The sequence below is a fragment of the Nocardioides luteus genome, from assembly GCF_014648595.1.
In the GTDB taxonomy this organism is placed as follows: Bacteria; Actinomycetota; Actinomycetes; order Propionibacteriales; family Nocardioidaceae; genus Nocardioides; species Nocardioides luteus.
In genome coordinates, this window is sequence record NZ_BMRK01000005.1 from 38,218 (window position 1) to 54,189 (window position 15,972).

Here is a 15,972-nt window from a genome sequence, read left to right on the forward strand (position 1 = left end):
CTTTCGGGCATGTCCGTCTGGCGAACCAAGTCCATCGAGCAGTCCCTCGCCGATGCCGACCACCCCGACTTCAAGCTCAAGCGACGGCTGACCGCTGTCGACCTGACCGTCTTCGGGATCGGCGTCATCATCGGCGCGGGCATCTTCACCCTGACCGGGCGTGCCGCCGCGGAGTACGCCGGTCCGGGCGTGGTCTTCGCCTTCGTCATCGCGGCGACCTGCTGTGGCCTGGCGGCGCTCTGCTACGCCGAGTTCGCCTCCAGCGTGCCGGTCTCGGGCTCGGCGTACACGTTCTCCTACGCGACCCTCGGTGAGATGCTCGCCTGGATCATCGGCTGGGACCTGATCCTGGAGATGATCCTCGGCGCCTCGGTCGTCGCGCAGGGCTGGAGCGCCTACCTGGTGACCCTCCTGGAGGAGATCGGCCTCGGCTGGCCGGAGGGCTTCGGCCCGGACGCCAACGCCGAGTTCGGCCAGCCCAACCTGGCCGCGCTGCTGCTCGTGGTCGTCCTGGTCGGCCTGGTCACCATCGGCATCAAGGAGTCGCTGCGGGTCAACCTGGCCCTGGTCGCGGTGAAGATCTTCATCGTCCTGTTCGTCATCGTCGCCGGCCTCTTCTACGTCTCCGGCTCCAACTACGACCCGTTCATCCCCGAGCGTGCCGGCCAGGTCAGCAGCGAGGGCATCCACCAGCCGCTGATCCAGTGGGCCTTCGGCCTAGAGCCGCAGACCTTCGGCGTCCTCGGCATCATCTCGGCCGCGTCGGTGGTCTTCTTCGCCTACATCGGCTTCGACGTGGTCGCCACGACCGCGGAGGAGGCCAGCAACCCGCAGCGCGACCTGCCGCGCGGGATCATCGGCTCGCTGGTGATCTGCACGCTGCTCTACGTCGCCGTCGCGCTCGTCATCACCGGCATGGTGCGCTACGACCAGATCGACCCCGAGGCCGCGCTCGCCACCGCCTTCCGTGACGTCGGCAAGAGCGGCTTCGCGACCTTGATCTCCGCCGGCGCGGTCGCGGGTCTGACCACCGTCGTGATGACGCTGATCATCGGCTCGGTCCGGGTCGTCTTCGCGATCAGCCGCGACGGGTTGCTCCCGGTGAAGCTCGCCCACGTGAACCCGAAGACCGGCACCCCGATCCGGATCACCCTCATCGTCGGTGCCCTGATCGCGCTCGTCGCCACCTTCACTCCGGTCGGCAAGCTCGAGGAGATGGTCAACATCGGCACCCTGACCGCGTTCGCGCTCGTCTCGATCGCGGTGCCGGTGCTGCGCAAGCGCCGCCCTGACCTGGAGCGGTCGTTCAAGGTGCCGTTCAGCCCGGTGCTGCCGATCCTCGCCGCGCTGATCTGCGTCTACCTCTCGCTCAACCTGAGCATCGAGACCTGGCTGCGGTTCCTGGTGTGGATGGTGATCGGCTTCGCGATCTACTTCTTCTACGGCTACCGCAACTCCCGCGTCGGCAAGGGTGGCGACGAGACCCCCGCCGAGCCCCTCCACATGTGACCCGACGCCGAGTCGGCGCATCTGCCCCACGTCAGAACGCCCAGTCGGCGCGTCTGCCCCGAGATTCGGTGCCCAGTCGGCGCGTCTGCCCCGCTTGAACGCGCCGAGTCGGCGCATCTGCCCCAAGGCCTGGGGCAGATGCGCCGACTCGACGTACGTGGGCGGGGCAGTTGCGCCGACTGGGCACGTATTTCTGGGGCAGTTGCGCCGACTGGGCGTTGCATTTTGGGGCAGTTGCGCCGAGTCGGGGAATCAGGTGGCGGCGTCGATGAGGCGGTCGCCTAGGTCGGAGCGGAGGTAGAGGACCGAGCGGCCGTGGCGGGCCGAGGTCAGCAGGCCGGCGGCGCGCATGGCGCGGAGGTGCTGGTTGACGGCGGTGGGGGTCACCCCGAGGCGTACGGCCAGCTCGGTGGAGGAGGCGGGGGCCTCCAGGAGGGTCAGCAGGCCGGAGCGGGTCTCGCCGATGAGATCGCGCAGGGCCTGCGGCGCTCGCGGACGGTCGCTCGTCCACAGGGTGCCGAGGCCGCGGGCCGGGTAGAACATGACCGGCGGCTCGTCGGGTGAGATCGGCGTCGACGGGTTGCGGCTGAACAGGGTCGGCACCAGGGTCAGCCCGTCCCCCGCGGTCGTACGCCGGTAGTCGACCTTCGAGCTGGAGAGCTGGATCGTGAGGAGGTCGTCGGCGAGGGCGACCCGCGGTGAGATCCCGGCGAACATCGTCGCCATGCCCGAGACCACGATCGTGCGGCCGCGGTGGACGATGTCGGCCTCGAGCACGGCGCGCATGCGGTGCCAGTGCGGCTCGAAGCAGGCGTCCCAGTAGTCGCGGAGAGCCGTCACGACACGCCGCAACGCAGTCTGCGGGCGCCCAGCGAGCGGCGCCGGCACCTCGCCGTCGTAGTGGACGGAGGCCAGGTCGTCGCGCACCCGATGGGGAGGAGTCGCGGCGACGACGTCGAGCTCGTCCTCGAGCCGGGCGAGCGGGCTGCGTGGCCGGGGGTTGATGAAGTCGGGGGTCCAGAGCCGCTCGTTGGTGAGCGCGAACAGGGTCTCCCGGTCCAGGTCGGCGCCGGCGATCGAGCGGAGCCACGGCAGGTGCAGCGGGAACCGGCCGGGATCCCGCAGTGCCCGCAACGACAGCGTCAGCTCGTTGAGCGGCGAGATGGCGAACCGGACCTCGCCCAGGTCCGGCCCGGCCAGCTCGTACGTGATCATGAAGCAATACGCTACATCGTTAGCGGCGGGCGGCCGGGGCTGAGAGAACTGGGCTCATGATCCGTCTCCCCAGCGAGCCGGTCGAGCGTCCGCTCGTCGGTGCTATCGCCGCGCTCTCCCTCGCCCGCGGCATGTTCTTCGCGGTCAGCGCCCTCTACTTCACCCGCACGATCGGGCTCTCGGCGGTCACGGTCGGCATCGGCCTGACCGTCGCCGGGGGAGTCGGCGTCCTCACCACGTACGCAGGTGGGCGGCTCAGCGACCGGTGGGGAGCCGACCGGGTGCAGCTGTGGTCGATGGCGAGCTACGGCATCGCCCTGCTCGCCTACGCGCTGGCCCGGGACGTGGTGGCGTTCCTCGTGGTCGCCACCTGGGTCTCCGCCTCCCGCGGGTTCCAGTCGAGCGCCCAGTCGACGCTGATCGCGCGCTGGTTCGAGGGTCCCGACCGGGTGGCCGTGCGGGCCCGGCTGCGAGTCGTGATGAACGTGATGATCGGCGCCGGCACGCTCCTCGCGGCCCTGGCGCTGGCGGTCGACACCGCTGCCGCCTATCGCGGAACGATGGTGCTGGTCGGCCTGCTCACCACCGTGGCCGCACTGCCGCTGGTCGGGCTGCGCCGCCGGGTGGCGGGGCTCGGCCGGCGGATGGACGCCGGCTCCGACCCGGCGGTGGCCACGGGCCCCTCACCCCTGCGCGACCGCACCTACGTCACCGCCACCGTGCTCACCGGGGTGATGGCGATCCACTTCGGGGTGACCTCGATCGGGGTGCCCCTGTGGGTCGCCGACCACACCGACGCCCCGACGGTGCTGGTCTCGCTGCTGCTGGTGGTCAACACGGTCTACGTCGCGCTCTTCCAGGTGCGGGCCTCGCGCGGCACGCACGACATCGTCACCGCAGGCCGAGCCGTTCGTGGCGCGGGCTTCCTGCTGCTCGGATCCTGTGTGCTCTTCGCGGCCGCGGCCCAGGTGGGCCCGGCGGTCGCCACCGGCGTACTCGTCCTCGCGGCGCTGGCCTCCTCAGCCGCCGAGACCCGGGGCGAGGCGGGCAGCTGGGGGCTGGCCTTCGAGCTCGCCGATCCGCAGCGGGCCGGGGCGTACCAGGGCGTGAGCCAGATGGGCTACGCCCTGGCCCACATGCTCGCGCCGCTCGCGGTGACCGCCACCGCGATCGACCACGGCACCGGCGGCTGGCTGGTGCTGGGCTCGGTCTTCGCCGTGACCGGGATCCTCACCGCGCTGCTCGCGCGGCATGCGGCGGCAGCGCGGGGCGAGCCTCAGCGCAGCGAGTACGTCGCCAGCGAGACGCCGGTGTAGTGGACGATGAACGCCAGGATCGTGAAGGTGTGGAAGATCTCGTGGAAGCCGAACCACTGCGGCCACGGGTTGGGCCGCTTGAAGCCGTAGATCACGCCACCGGCGGTGTAGAGCGCGCCGCCGACGATGATCAGCACGAAGACCGCGATGCCGATCCCGACACCCAGGGCGACCGCGCCGGTGAAGAAGGACGGGATGAAGAAGATCGCCGCCCAGCCGAGCGCGATGTAGTTGGGCACGTAGAGCCAGCGCGGCGCCTCGGGCCAGAAGACCCGGAAGAAGACACCGAGGATCGCGCCGGTCCAGACCACCGAGAGCAGCACGACCTGGGTGACGCCGTCGAGGAGCAGCAGCGAGAACGGCGTGTAGGAGCCCGCGATCATCAGCATGATGTTGGCGTGGTCCCAGCGCTTCAGGATCGTGTGGGAGCGCGGGTTCAGCTTCCCCATCGCGTTGAAGCGGTGGTAGACGGCCGAGACGGTGAAGAGCAGCAGCGCGGCCATCGTGAACACCGCAGCGCCGACCCGCGGCGCTCCTGAAGGGGCCAGCACGATCAGAACGATCCCGGCCGCGAGGGTGAGCGGCGCGCTGGCCAGATGGATCCAGCCACGCAGCTTCGGGAGGGCCTCTTGCACGGTCGAGGAGACCGAGTCGGTGATGTTGCCGACCTTGAGTCGCATCGCGTCAGTCATCTCGCTCATGACCCCCAAGGATATCGGCCGAGCCTGAAGATCCGGTGAATCACGTCCCGCTGGGAGATGTGAGTGTGGCCCGGATAACCTTCTCCCGTGGCGGACTGGAAGGACGGCGTACGCAAGGTGCTCTACCCCGCTTACGAGGCGAGGATGCTCCGTAAGCTCGACACCACCAAGCTGCCCAAGCACGTGGGAGTGATGCTCGACGGCAACCGTCGCTGGGCCCGGGAGGTCGGCCAGTCCACCGCCCACGGCCACCGCGCCGGCGCGGCCAACATCGAGCCGCTGCTGAGCTGGTGCGACGAGATCGGCATCGAGGTGGTCACCCTGTGGCTGCTCTCCACCGACAACCTCAACCGGCCCGCCGAGGAGCTCGCCCCGCTGCTCGAGATCATCGCCGACGCGGTCGACTCGCTGGCAGACGTACGCCGCTGGCGGCTGCACCCGGTCGGCGCCCTCGACCTGCTGCCCGACTGGTTGTCCCACCGTCTCAAGGCGGCCGAGGAGGCCACCCGCGACGTCGACGGGATGCTGGTCAACGTGGCCGTCGGCTACGGCGGCCGCCGCGAGATCGCCGACGCGGTGCGCGCGCTGCTCAACGAGCACGCCACTCGCGGCACGTCGCTGGAGGAGCTCGCCCAGATCATCGACGTCGAGCACATCGCCGACCACCTCTACACCAAGGGCCAGCCCGACCCCGACCTGGTGATCCGCACCTCGGGGGAGCAGCGCCTCGGCGGGTTCCTGCTGTGGCAGAGCGCGAAGTCGGAGTTCTACTTCTGCGAGGCCTACTGGCCCGACTTCCGGCGCACCGACTTCCTGCGTGCCCTGCGTGCCTACGCCCACCGCGAGCGCCGCCTCGGAAGGTGACCGCTGGCCGGAACGAACGGCCGCGTCACCAGGTGTTCACAAAGAAAAATTCTGCGTGTTGCCACCGATGGGCGCCTCAGCGCCGTAGCGTTGTCTCAACGGCGGGGAACGAAATCCCGTCGCACCTGGAGGCCCGTTACGTGAATATTCACGAACCGAACCTGCGTCAGGATCATGCCGATCCTGACGGGTGTGAGGCGGTCGGCACCCCGACTGACGGTCCACCGTCCGGTCCATCTGATTAGTGATGAAATGGCCGGACTCATGGGTGTGTGAGCCGGTCGCGAGAGGTGATCCGCGTGGCCAACCCAACCACGAACGAGCATGTCACCGAGGCCGAGTCATCGGCCCCTCCGACACCGGCGTCGGAGGCCCCGAAATCGGACGGAGCCGCAGAGAGCGAGGCGCCGTCAGGGCGTACGTTCGTTCTCGACACCAGCGTCCTGCTCTCGGACCCGAAGGCGATGACGCGCTTCGCCGAGCACCAGGTCGTGCTTCCGGTGGTGGTGATCACCGAGCTCGAGGGGAAGAGGCACCACCCGGAGCTGGGCTACTTCGCCCGCTCCGCGCTCCGTCAGCTCGACGAGCTGCGGGTCACCCACGGCCGGCTGGACACCGCTGTCCCGGTCGGCGAGCTCGGCGGCACCATCCGCGTCGAGCTCAACCACACCGACCCCTCGGCCCTGCCGAGCGGTTTCCGGCTCGGGGACAACGACACCCGGATCCTCGCCGTCGCGCGCAACCTGAAGGGCGACGGGCTCGACGTCACCCTGGTCTCCAAGGACCTGCCGATGCGGATCAAGGCGTCCGCGGTCGGGCTGAAGGCCGAGGACTACCGCGGTGAGCGGATCAACGACTCCGACCCGGGCTACTCGGGCATGTCCGAGCTGGACGTCTCCTCCGGGGACCTCGACGAGCTCTACGACGACGGGGTGCTCGACCTCGACGCCGCCCGCGACCTGCCCTGCCACACCGGCCTGGTGCTGATGTCGGACCGCGGCACCGCACTGGGACGCGTCGGACCGGACAAGCAGGTCCACCTCGTCCGGGGCGACCGGGAGGCCTTCGGCATCCACGGCCGCTCCGCGGAGCAGCGGATCGCGCTGGAGATGCTGCTCGACCCCGAGGTGGGGATCGTCTCGCTCGGTGGCCGGGCCGGCACCGGTAAGTCCGCGCTGGCGCTCTGCGCCGGCCTGGAGGCGGTCATGGAGCGCAACCAGCACAAGAAGGTCGTCATCTTCCGCCCGCTCTTCGCGGTCGGTGGCCAGGAGCTCGGCTACCTGCCCGGCACCGAGAACGAGAAGATGTCGCCGTGGGGCCAGGCGGTCTTCGACACCCTCTCCGCGGTGACCTCGCAGGACGTGATCGACGAGATCATGGACCGCGGCATGCTCGAGGTGCTGCCGCTGACCCACATCCGCGGCCGGTCGCTCCACGACTCCTTCGTCATCGTCGACGAGGCGCAGTCGCTGGAGCGCAACGTGCTCCTCACCGTGCTCTCCCGTATCGGCGCCAACTCGAAGGTCGTGCTCACCCACGACGTCGCCCAGCGCGACAACCTCCGGGTCGGTCGACACGACGGCGTGGTCGCGGTGATCGAGAAGCTCAAGGGTCACCCGCTCTTCTCCCACGTCACGCTGACCCGTTCCGAGCGGTCGCCGATCGCGGCTCTGGTCACCGAGATGCTGGAGAACGTGGTGCCGTAATCCTTGTCACGTCAACGGCCTCAGACCTGTAAGGTCTGGGGCCGTTGTGATTTCTGTGACTCATGTTACGGAAGTGATGCTCAGGACGGTCATTTCTGACCTACAAACGGTGCGTCCGGTTTGATACGGCCTCTGGGCTCATGCATTGTTTGCGGGTCTGTAATGCCTCAGCCCCCGAGAGAGCCAGTGTCCCAGCCTGTTCATCGCGCCCCGCGACATCGCGGCGCGCCAGCGAATCCGCTTGTGGACGTCCCGCACAAGGCTGCGCGTGCGACCGCAAAGACAAGCCTCCTCCTCTCCGTCCTCGCCATGGGCGGCACCGGCGCTGCTGTCGCTGGCGGTGTGGCCTACACCGGCCCCGCCACCGACGACGCCAAGCTCAGCGCAGGTGAGGCGGCAGCCACCGATCTTCCCGAGCTCACCGACGCCCAGCGCGCCGCGATCGAGGCCGAGTCCGCCGCCCGCGGCAACGAGACCTCCTCGCTGTCCCGCTCGGCCGGCGACCGCCGTGAGGTCGCCGACCCCGGCAAGCAGGCCGCGCTGTCGGCCGGCAACGACGTCCGCGCCATCGCCGGCGTCGAGGAGGTCGAGATCGACCTCCGCAACCCCAAGGACATCGCCAAGTCGATGCTCCGCGACTTCGGCTGGGGCCTCGACCAGTTCTCCTGCCTCGAGCCGCTGTGGGAGAAGGAGTCGGGCTGGAACCCGCACGCCGCCAACCCCTCCTCCAGCGCCTACGGCATCCCGCAGGCCCTCCCCGGCTCCAAGATGGCCTCCGCCGGTGAGGACTGGGAGACCAACCCGGCCACCCAGATCAAGTGGGGCCTCGGCTACATCAACGACCGCTACGGCTCGCCCTGCGGCGCCTGGGGCCACTCCCAGTCCTCCGGCTGGTACTGACCCCCCGCCGAGTCGGCGCAACTGCCCCGAAATCAAACGCCGAGTCGGCGCATCTGCCTCAACATCTGGGGCAGATGCGCCGACTCGGCGGTTGTGGGTGGGGCAGACGCGCCGACTCGGCGTCACGGGTGGGTCATGGACTCGACGTCGAGCGCCTTGTCGAGGTCTTCCACACTGATGGTGCCGTCGGCGACGTAGCCCATCTCGATGACGGTCTCCTTGATCGTGGCGCCCTGGGCGAGGGCCTGCTTGGCGACCTTCGCGGCCGCCTCGTAGCCGATGTGCTTGTTGAGCGGCGTGACGATCGAGGGGGACGACTCGGCGTAGGCGCGCAGGCGCTCCGGGACCGGCTCGATCCCGTCGACGGTGCGCTGGGCCAGGACGGTCATCGAGGTGGAGAGCAGGCGGATCGACTCGAGGATGTTGCGGGCCATCACCGGCATCGCGACGTTGAGCTCGAAAGCGCCCGAGGCGCCGGCGGCCGCCACGGCGGCGTCGTTGCCGATCACCTGGAAGGCGACCATCAAGGTGGCCTCGGGCACGACCGGGTTGACCTTGCCGGGCATGATCGAGGAGCCCGGCTGAAGGTCGGGAAGGTGGATCTCGGCGAGGCCGGTAGTCGGCCCTGACGACATCCAGCGCAGGTCGTTGTTGATCTTGATCAGCCCGACCGCGATCGTCTTCAGGACCCCAGAGAGCTCGACGAGCGAGTCGCGGGTGCCCTGGGCCTCGAAGTGGTTGCGCGCCTCGGTGAACGGCTGGCCGGTGCGGTTGGAGAGGTCGGCGATCACGGCCTGCGGGAACCCCTGGGGCGTGTTGATGCCGGTGCCGACCGCGGTGCCGCCCAGCGCCAGCTCGCGCACCCTCGGCAAAACGGACTCGAGCCGCTCGGCCGCGTAGCGGACCGTCGCTGCGTACCCGCCGAACTCCTGGCCGAGGGTGACCGGGGTCGCGTCCATCAGGTGGGTGCGGCCCGACTTCACCAGGCCGGAGAACTCCTCGGCCTTGGCCTCCAGCGAGCTCGCCAGCACGTCGATCGCGGGCAGCAGCTGCTCGCTGACGGCGACGGCGGCGGCGACGTGGATCGCGGTGGGGAAGGTGTCGTTGGAGGACTGGGAGGCGTTGACGTGGTCGTTGGGATGTACGTCGCCGCCGGCCCGCGCGACCAGCGAGGCGATCACCTCGTTGGCGTTCATGTTGGACGAGGTGCCGGACCCGGTCTGGAAGACATCGATCGGGAAGGCGTCGTCGTGCTTGCCCTCGGAGACCTCGCCGGCGGCCGCGATGATCGCCTCTGCCTTGTCACCGGGCAGGACGCCGAGATCGAAGTTGGCTAGGGCGGCCGAGGCCTTCACATGCCCGATCGCGTGGATCAGCGCCGGTTCGATCGGCGTCCCCGAGATCGGGAAGTTCTCCACGGCCCGCTGGGTCTGGGCCCGCCACAGCGCGTCCTTCGGGACCCGGACCTCGCCCATGGAGTCGTGCTCGATGCGAAAGCTCATGTCGTCCATATCTGGTTCAACCTTTGATCAGTAGGTGCGATTCCCTGATGAGGCGGTACCCACATAGAGCCAGTACGTCTCCTCGTGACCCTGCAGATCGATCGGGTAGGGGAGCCCCTCGGCATGGTCGAAGACCTGCGCCATCACCTCGAGGAGCGCCGGAGCCTCCGCCGCCGACCACACCACCACCGTGCCATGCGCCCCGGCGGCGCGGCGGGCGTCGGCCAGCGCGGGCGCCTCGTAGAGCGCGCCGTTGGCGTCGTGGACCAGATAGCCGGGGCCGTTGTCGACGTCCAGCAGGACGATGTCGTAGGACGCCTCCGGGCTCTCCCGCAAGGCGTCGGCGACATCGGCGACCTCGACCCGGACACGCTCCTCGGCCAGCAGCGCCGGGCCGTGCGGGACCCTGCCGGTGCGCATCCACTCGACCAGCCGCGGCTCGATCTCGACGACGGTCGCCTGCTCGACCCGCGGGTCGGCCAGCACCGCCTCGAGGGTGAAACCGAGCCCGAGACCCCCGATGAGCACCCGGCCCGGCTGCGGGTGCAGGTCGAGCGCGTGCGTGGCGAGCGCCTTCTCGGTCGAGGTCTCCCGGGTGTCCATCACGAAGATGCCGTTGGCGCGCAACTCCAGGTGGCCGTCAGCCCGGTGTCGCAGAGCCAGCCCGCCGTCCACGATCACCGATTCCGTTCCGCTCACGGTTGCCATTGTGGCCGATTGGGTACCGGGCCGACATGAGTGATGACACCCAGTTCCCAGCACAGCAGCAGCAACCTCCTGGGCTCACGGGGGAGATGGACCCGCAGCCCGACCACGGCGAGTCCAGCTATCAGGGCCACGGCCGCCTCGATGGCAAGGTCGCGCTCATCACCGGCGGCGACTCCGGCATCGGCCGTGCGGTCGCCATCGCGTACGCCCGCGAGGGGGCCGACGTCGCCATCGTCCACCTTCCCGAGGAGGAGCCGGACGCGCAGGCGACCACGAAGCTCGTCGAGGAGGCTGGGCGCAAGTGCCTGGCCATGCCGCTCGACATCCGCGAGCGCGAGGCGTGCGACGAGGCGATCGAGCGCACCGTGCAGGAGCTCGGCGGCCTCGACATCCTGGTCAACAACGCGGGCTACCAGTTCGCCCGCGACGACAGCCTGCTGGACATGGACGACGAGCGCATCGACCGCACGTTCAAGACCAACCTGTACGCCCTGCTGTGGCTGACCCGCGCGGCCGTACCGCACCTGAAGAAGACCGGCGGGTGCGTGATCAACAACGCCTCGATCCAGGCCTACGAGCCGTCGACCACGCTGATCGACTACGCCGCGACCAAGGCGGCCATCAACAACCTCACGGCCAACCTCGCCGCCGAGCTCGGCCCCGACGGGATCCGCGTGAACGCGGTGGCCCCCGGGCCGATCTGGACGCCGCTGCAGCCCGCGACCCAGGCTCCGGAGAAGATCGAGAAGTTCGGGGCCAACACGCCCCTGGGCCGTGCCGGCCAGCCGGCCGAGGTGGCTCCGGCGTTCGTCTTCCTGGCGTCCCAGGCCGAGGCGTCCTACGTCTCCGGCACCGTTCTCGGGGTGACTGGAGGACGACCGGTGTTCTGATGGCGAGCAGCTTCGACGACGGTGAGATCAGGGGCGATGTCAAGGGCGGCGGCCCGAACGAGCGCCCGGAGGAACGCCTCGTCCGCAACTGGAACGAGCTCCTCCAGGAGTTGAGGGTGCTGCAGACGGGGGTGCAGATCCTCACCGGCTTCCTGCTGACGGTGCCGTTCTCCCCGGCCTTCCCGAACCTCACCGAGGATCAGCGCGTCATCTACCTCGTCGTGCTGGTCGGCTCCGTCATCACCACCTCGCTCATCATCGCGCCGGTCTCCTTCCACCGGATGCTGTTCCGGCAGCGACAGCGGCCGTGGCTGGTCAGGGCCTCCCACATCTGTGCCCGCGCGGGTCTGGTGGGGTTCGGGATCGTCTCGTCGCTGGTGCTTCTGCTGGTCTTCGACGTCGTCCTCTCCCTCGGCGCCGGGATCGTCGCGGCCGTGGCGGCGCTCCTCCTCTTCGCGAGCCTCTGGGCCGGTCTGCCCCTGATGAACGCCCGGAACAACAACTCCCACTGACCCGGTGTGATGAGCGCCACACCCGGAGTACGCTGGTGTGGAACCGAGTCGGGTGGGATGTATGTGGTCGATCTTCTGGATCATCGTCGCGGTGCTCCTCGGAGTCGCCGAGGCGTTCACGATGACGCTGGCGTTCGCATTCGTCGCCGGCGGGGCACTTCTCGCTGCCGGGAGCGCCGCGCTCGGTGCCCCGGTGCTGGTGCAGGCTCTCGTCTTCGTGCTGGCCGGCGGCGGCAGCGTGCTGCTGGTGCGCCCCGTCGCCCGCCGGCACATGGCGCTGCCACCGCCGGTGCGTGACGGCACCGACGCGCTGGTCGGCCGTCAGGCCGTCGTCCTCGCCGAGGTCAGCTACGCCCACGGGCTGGTGCGCCTGGCCGGCGAGGAGTGGACCGCCCGGCCCTACGACGAGGACCTCGTCATCCCGGTCGGATGCCGGGTCGACGTGCTCGAGATCGAAGGCGCGACGGCACTCGTGCACCCGCGGGACCCGCTGTCGCTGTCGCCCTGAGGAGGGACGTACGACATGGAACTTCTGCTGATTGTGCTGGTCCTGGTCGCACTGGTCGTCGGGGGAGTCGCCTCGACGGTGCGGATCGTGCCGCAGGCCCGGCGCTACAACATCGAGCGGTTCGGCCGCTATCGGATCACCCTGCAGCCGGGGCTCAACTTCGTCATCCCGCTGGTCGACCGGGTCAACACCAAGCTGGACGTCCGTGAGCAGGTCTACTCCTCCAACCCGCGCCCGGTGATCACCGAGGACAACCTGGTCGTCGCCATCGACACGGTGCTCTACTACCAGATCACCGACCCGCGGGCGGCGGCCTACGAGGTGGCCAACTACCTGCAGGCGATCGACCAGCTCACCGTGACCACGCTGCGCAACCTCATCGGGTCGATGGACCTGGAGACCACGCTGACCTCCCGCGAGACCATCAACACCCGGCTGCGCGAGGTGCTCGACGACGCCACCGGCAAGTGGGGGATCCGGGTCAACCGCGTCGAGATCAAGGCGATCGACCCGCCCGCCTCGATCAAGGAGGCGATGGAGAAGCAGATGCGCGCCGAGCGGGACAAGCGTGCCGCGATCCTGCACGCCGAGGGCAAGCGGGCCTCGCTGATCCTCGAGGCGGAGGGCACCCGGCAGCGCTCGATCCTGGAGGCCGAGGGGCACCAGCAGGCGCGGGTCCTCGAGGCCGACGGTGAGGCCAAGGCGCTCGAACGCGTCTTCCAGGCGGTCCACGCCAACGACGCCGACGCCAAGGTGCTGGCCTACAAGTATCTCGAGATGCTGCCCTCCCTCGCCGCCCACGGCAACTCGTTCTGGGTCATCCCCGGCGAGCTCACCGAGGCGATGCGTACGGTCACCGGCGCCTTCGCCGACAACGCCTCGAAGGCCTCCACCAACGGCGACGAGCGACGTACGCCGCCGGTGCCCGCTCCGCGCAACGCGATCGAGCAGGCGCAGCGCGAGGCCCACGAGGAGGCCGTCAAGGCGGTCGAGCAGGCCAAGGAGGAGTCTGCCCGCGCGGACCGCATCGTCGGCTGACGCGCGGGTACCGGGTGAGCATGAGCGAACGACAAGACGAGCTGCTGGACAACGGGAAGGACGACCAGACGGATCAGGCCGACCAGACCTCGCAGCCCGAGGACGATCAGGACGGCGGCCAGGTCTCCGAGGTGCAGCAGATGGGCGAGGAGGGGGAGACGCCGATCTCCCCGGGCGATTCGGTCGCCGGATACCCCGACTCGGAGTCCGGCGAAGCGGACACCCGCGGGGCGGGTCCTGACGGCATCCCGCCGGAGAACCGGCGCGACAACGAGTTCGGTCCCGCCGAATAATCGGGTCGAACCCGGGCCCGAGGAGGCGGCAGGATGGCAGCCATGGTGCTGCCCACTCCCACGCTGCGTACCTCACGGCTGCTGCTGCGGCCCTTCACCGAGGCTGACAAGGAGCCGCTGTTCGCGTTGCAGAGCGACGCCTACGTGCTGCGCTACTGGGACTCCTCGCCCTGGACCGACCCCACCCAGGCCGACCGTTTCCTCGCCCGCTGTGAGGAGATGGCCGAGGAGGGCAGCGGGGCCCGAGTGGTGCTCGAGCGCGCCGAGGACGGGGCGTTCCTCGGCTGGTGCACCGTGAACAGCTTCAACCCCGACTTCCGCAGCGCCTCGCTGGGCTACTGCCTGGCCGAGAAGGCCTGGGGTCAGGGGTACGCCACCGAGGCAGCTGGTGCGCTGCTGTCGTGGGCGTTCGACACCCTGGACCTCAACCGGGTGCAGGCGGAGGCCGACACCCGCAACCCGGCCTCCGGCCGCGTCCTGGAGAAGCTCGGCTTCGTGCTCGAAGGGACGCTTCGCGAGGACTGCATCGTCGACGGAGTCGTCTCCGACACCAGGGTCTACGGGCTGCTCCGCCGCGAGTGGCGCCCGCTCAGCGCTCCTTCGACCGCACCCTGATCCCGCTCAGGGGCACCGTGGTGGTGCCGGAGGGGTCGGTGAAGAAGTCGTTGCCCTCGCCGTCGACGACGATGAACGCGGGGAAGTTCTCGACCTCGATCTTCCACACCGCCTCCATGCCGAGCTCGGGGTACTCGAGCACCTCCACGGACTTGATGCAGTCCTGCGCCAGCCGTGCGGCCGGGCCGCCGATCGAGCCGAGGTAGAAGCCGCCGTACGTGCCGCAGGCATCGGCCACGACCTTGGAGCGGTTGCCCTTGGCGAGCATGACCATCGATCCGCCCGCGGCCTGGAACTGCTCCACGTAGGAGTCCATCCGGCCGGCCGTGGTCGGGCCGAACGAGCCGCTCGCCATGCCCTCGGGCGTCTTCGCCGGGCCGGCGTAGTAGACCGGGTGGTTCTTCATGTAGTCCGGCATCTCCTCGCCGGCGTCGAGCCGCTCCTTGATCTTGGCGTGCGCGATGTCGCGCGCCACGACCATCGGGCCGGTCAGCGAGAGGCGGGTCTTGACCGGGTGCTGGGAGAGCGTCCTCAGGATCTCGGGCATCGGCTGGTTGAGGTCGATGTCGACGACCTCGCCAGCGGAGATCTCCTCGGCCATCCCGGCGTCGGGCATGTACTGCGCCGGGTCGGTCTCGAGCTGCTCGAGGAAGACACCGTCGCGGGTGATCTTGCCGAGCGCCTGGCGGTCGGCGGAGCAGGAGACCGCGATCGCCACCGGGCAGCTCGCGCCGTGGCGGGGCAGTCGGACGACGCGTACGTCGTGGCAGAAGTACTTGCCGCCGAACTGGGCGCCGATGCCGAAGGACTGGGTGAGCTCGAAGACCTTTTCCTCGAGGTCGGTGTCGCGGAAACCGTGGGCGCTCATCGAGCCCTCGGTCGGGAGGTTGTCGAGGTAGTGGGCGCTCGCGTACTTCGCGGTCTTCAGCGCGAACTCCGCCGACGTGCCGCCGATGACCACGGCGAGGTGGTAAGGCGGGCAGGCGGCGGTGCCGAGCGAGCGGATCTTCTCGTCGAGGAAGGTCAGGATCCGGTCGGGGTTGAGGATCGCCTTGGTCTCCTGGAACAGGAACGACTTGTTGGCGGAGCCGCCGCCCTTGGCCATGAAGAGGAACTTGTACTCCGGGCCGTTCTCGCCCTCGGTGGTCGAGTAGATCTCGACCTGGGCGGGCAGGTTCGAGCCGGTGTTCTTCTCCTCGTAGGTGGTCAGCGGGGCCAGCTGGGAGTAGCGCAGGTTGAGCTTGGTGTAGGCGTCGAAGACACCGCGGCTGACGGTCTCGGCGTCGTCGGAGCCGGTGAGCACGCCCTCGGACTTCTTACCCATCACGATCGCGGTGCCGGTGTCCTGGCACATCGGCAGGATGCCGCCCGCGGAGATGTTGACGTTCTTGAGCAGGTCGAGCGCGACGAAGCGGTCGTTGCCGGAGGCCTCGGGGTCGTCGATGATCTTGCGCAGCTGCTTCAGGTGGGCCGGGCGGAGGTACTGGTTGATGTCCTTCATCGCCTCGGCGGTCAGCGTACGGATCGCCTCGGGGTCGACCTTGAGGAACTTGCGCCCGTCGACCTCGATCTCTTCCACCCCCTCGGTGGTGATCAGCCGGTAAGGAGTGTCGTCCTTGCCGGTCGGGAGGAGGTCGGAGTACCGGAACTCAACGTCAGCCACGGAAGGGAATCGTACGCCGCGGGGCACCTTTG

16 protein-coding genes are annotated in these 15,972 nt (G+C 69.3%); 11 read left to right on the plus strand and 5 right to left on the minus strand.

Annotated elements, in window-relative coordinates; all coding sequences use genetic code 11:
* Positions 1 to 9 precede the first annotated feature (9 nt).
* Entirely contained in the window at positions 10 to 1,509 is a 1,500-nt protein-coding gene (locus tag IEY81_RS08035) for an amino acid permease (protein WP_189117959.1), read from the plus strand.
* A 252-nt stretch (positions 1,510 to 1,761) separates the two neighbouring features.
* Here the strand turns inward: IEY81_RS08035 and IEY81_RS08040 are convergent, their stop codons facing one another.
* Positions 1,762 to 2,724 carry an ArsR/SmtB family transcription factor gene (locus IEY81_RS08040; protein ID WP_189117960.1) on the minus strand — a complete coding sequence of 321 codons (963 nt, stop codon included), beginning with the start codon at positions 2,722 to 2,724 and terminating at the stop codon, positions 1,762 to 1,764.
* 56 nt (positions 2,725 to 2,780) lie between these two features.
* On the opposite strand from IEY81_RS08040, the gene IEY81_RS08045 reads away from it, so the two are divergent.
* Entirely contained in the window at positions 2,781 to 4,040 is a 1,260-nt protein-coding gene (locus tag IEY81_RS08045) for an MFS transporter (protein ID WP_189117961.1), read from the plus strand.
* On the opposite strand, the gene trhA is transcribed toward IEY81_RS08045, so the two are convergent.
* Positions 4,001 to 4,741, minus strand: a complete 741-nt coding sequence (gene trhA / locus IEY81_RS08050; RefSeq protein WP_306341451.1) for a PAQR family membrane homeostasis protein TrhA — start codon at positions 4,739 to 4,741, stop codon at positions 4,001 to 4,003. The genes IEY81_RS08045 and trhA overlap by 40 nt on opposite strands.
* Before the next feature lie 87 nt (positions 4,742 to 4,828).
* On the opposite strand from trhA, the gene IEY81_RS08055 reads away from it, so the two are divergent.
* The 3 genes from IEY81_RS08055 to IEY81_RS08065 all read left to right on the plus strand — a co-directional run bounded on the left by IEY81_RS08055 (position 4,829) and on the right by IEY81_RS08065 (position 8,211).
* A complete protein-coding gene (locus IEY81_RS08055; protein ID WP_189117962.1) occupies positions 4,829 to 5,605 on the plus strand; it encodes an isoprenyl transferase in 777 nt (258 codons plus the stop codon).
* Positions 5,606 to 5,904: 299 nt separating this feature from the next.
* Positions 5,905 to 7,311 carry an RNA 5'-3' helicase PhoH2 gene (gene phoH2, locus IEY81_RS08060; RefSeq protein WP_189117963.1) on the plus strand — a complete coding sequence of 469 codons (1,407 nt, stop codon included), beginning with the start codon at positions 5,905 to 5,907 and terminating at the stop codon, positions 7,309 to 7,311.
* Positions 7,312 to 7,554: 243 nt separating this feature from the next.
* A complete protein-coding gene (locus IEY81_RS08065; protein ID WP_229787524.1) occupies positions 7,555 to 8,211 on the plus strand; it encodes an aggregation-promoting factor C-terminal-like domain-containing protein in 657 nt (218 codons plus the stop codon).
* Positions 8,212 to 8,333: 122 nt separating this feature from the next.
* Here the strand turns inward: IEY81_RS08065 and IEY81_RS08070 are convergent, their stop codons facing one another.
* Together IEY81_RS08070 and IEY81_RS08075 are read right to left on the minus strand one after the other, a co-directional pair.
* Positions 8,334 to 9,722, minus strand: coding sequence for a class II fumarate hydratase (locus tag IEY81_RS08070; RefSeq protein WP_229787526.1), 1,389 nt, complete (start codon positions 9,720 to 9,722; stop codon positions 8,334 to 8,336).
* 18 nt (positions 9,723 to 9,740) lie between these two features.
* Entirely contained in the window at positions 9,741 to 10,421 is a 681-nt protein-coding gene (locus IEY81_RS08075; RefSeq protein WP_189117966.1) for a spermidine synthase, read from the minus strand.
* 26 nt (positions 10,422 to 10,447) lie between these two features.
* Here IEY81_RS08075 and IEY81_RS08080 point away from each other — a divergent pair, with 26 nt between their 5' ends.
* The 6 genes from IEY81_RS08080 (at position 10,448) to IEY81_RS08105 (ending at position 14,277) form a co-directional block, all read left to right on the plus strand.
* Positions 10,448 to 11,311, plus strand: a complete 864-nt coding sequence (locus IEY81_RS08080) for a glucose 1-dehydrogenase (RefSeq protein ID WP_189117967.1) — start codon at positions 10,448 to 10,450, stop codon at positions 11,309 to 11,311.
* Complete coding sequence (locus tag IEY81_RS08085; protein WP_189117968.1) at positions 11,311 to 11,823, plus strand: DUF6328 family protein; 513 nt, start codon at positions 11,311 to 11,313, stop codon at positions 11,821 to 11,823. The genes IEY81_RS08080 and IEY81_RS08085 overlap by 1 nt, the downstream gene beginning before the upstream one ends.
* Positions 11,824 to 11,884: 61 nt before the next feature.
* Entirely contained in the window at positions 11,885 to 12,331 is a 447-nt protein-coding gene (locus tag IEY81_RS08090) for an NfeD family protein (protein WP_189117969.1), read from the plus strand.
* Between the two features lie 15 nt (positions 12,332 to 12,346).
* Positions 12,347 to 13,369, plus strand: a complete 1,023-nt coding sequence (locus IEY81_RS24455) for an SPFH domain-containing protein (protein ID WP_189117970.1) — start codon at positions 12,347 to 12,349, stop codon at positions 13,367 to 13,369.
* A gap of 20 nt (positions 13,370 to 13,389) precedes the next feature.
* Positions 13,390 to 13,662 (plus strand): hypothetical protein, encoded by a 273-nt coding sequence (locus IEY81_RS08100; RefSeq protein ID WP_189118189.1) that lies wholly within the window; start codon positions 13,390 to 13,392, stop codon positions 13,660 to 13,662.
* A gap of 33 nt (positions 13,663 to 13,695) precedes the next feature.
* Positions 13,696 to 14,277, plus strand: coding sequence for a GNAT family N-acetyltransferase (locus tag IEY81_RS08105; RefSeq protein WP_229787528.1), 582 nt, complete (start codon positions 13,696 to 13,698; stop codon positions 14,275 to 14,277).
* On the opposite strand, the gene IEY81_RS08110 is transcribed toward IEY81_RS08105, so the two are convergent.
* Positions 14,252 to 15,940: a fumarate hydratase gene (locus tag IEY81_RS08110; RefSeq protein WP_189117971.1), complete on the minus strand. Its 1,689-nt coding sequence runs from the start codon at positions 15,938 to 15,940 to the stop codon at positions 14,252 to 14,254. The genes IEY81_RS08105 and IEY81_RS08110 overlap by 26 nt on opposite strands.
* Between the last annotated feature and the right edge of the window lie 32 nt (positions 15,941 to 15,972).

Bases quoted from the DNA above. Each gene is read 5' to 3' on its own strand.
- IEY81_RS08035 (WP_189117959.1), top strand. From the start codon at position 10: ATGTCCGTCTGGCGAACCAAGTCCATCGAGCAGTCCCTCGCCGATGCC.
- IEY81_RS08040 (WP_189117960.1), bottom strand. From the start codon at position 2,724: ATGATCACGTACGAGCTGGCCGGGCCGGACCTGGGCGAGGTCCGGTTC.
- IEY81_RS08045 (WP_189117961.1), top strand. From the start codon at position 2,781: ATGATCCGTCTCCCCAGCGAGCCGGTCGAGCGTCCGCTCGTCGGTGCT.
- trhA (WP_306341451.1), bottom strand. From the start codon at position 4,741: ATGAGCGAGATGACTGACGCGATGCGACTCAAGGTCGGCAACATCACC.
- IEY81_RS08070 (WP_229787526.1), bottom strand. From the start codon at position 9,722: ATGGACGACATGAGCTTTCGCATCGAGCACGACTCCATGGGCGAGGTC.
- IEY81_RS08075 (WP_189117966.1), bottom strand. From the start codon at position 10,421: ATGGCAACCGTGAGCGGAACGGAATCGGTGATCGTGGACGGCGGGCTG.
- IEY81_RS08080 (WP_189117967.1), top strand. From the start codon at position 10,448: ATGAGTGATGACACCCAGTTCCCAGCACAGCAGCAGCAACCTCCTGGG.
- IEY81_RS08085 (WP_189117968.1), top strand. From the start codon at position 11,311: ATGGCGAGCAGCTTCGACGACGGTGAGATCAGGGGCGATGTCAAGGGC.
- IEY81_RS08090 (WP_189117969.1), top strand. From the start codon at position 11,885: ATGTGGTCGATCTTCTGGATCATCGTCGCGGTGCTCCTCGGAGTCGCC.
- IEY81_RS24455 (WP_189117970.1), top strand. From the start codon at position 12,347: ATGGAACTTCTGCTGATTGTGCTGGTCCTGGTCGCACTGGTCGTCGGG.
- IEY81_RS08100 (WP_189118189.1), top strand. From the start codon at position 13,390: ATGAGCGAACGACAAGACGAGCTGCTGGACAACGGGAAGGACGACCAG.
- IEY81_RS08105 (WP_229787528.1), top strand. From the start codon at position 13,696: ATGGCAGCCATGGTGCTGCCCACTCCCACGCTGCGTACCTCACGGCTG.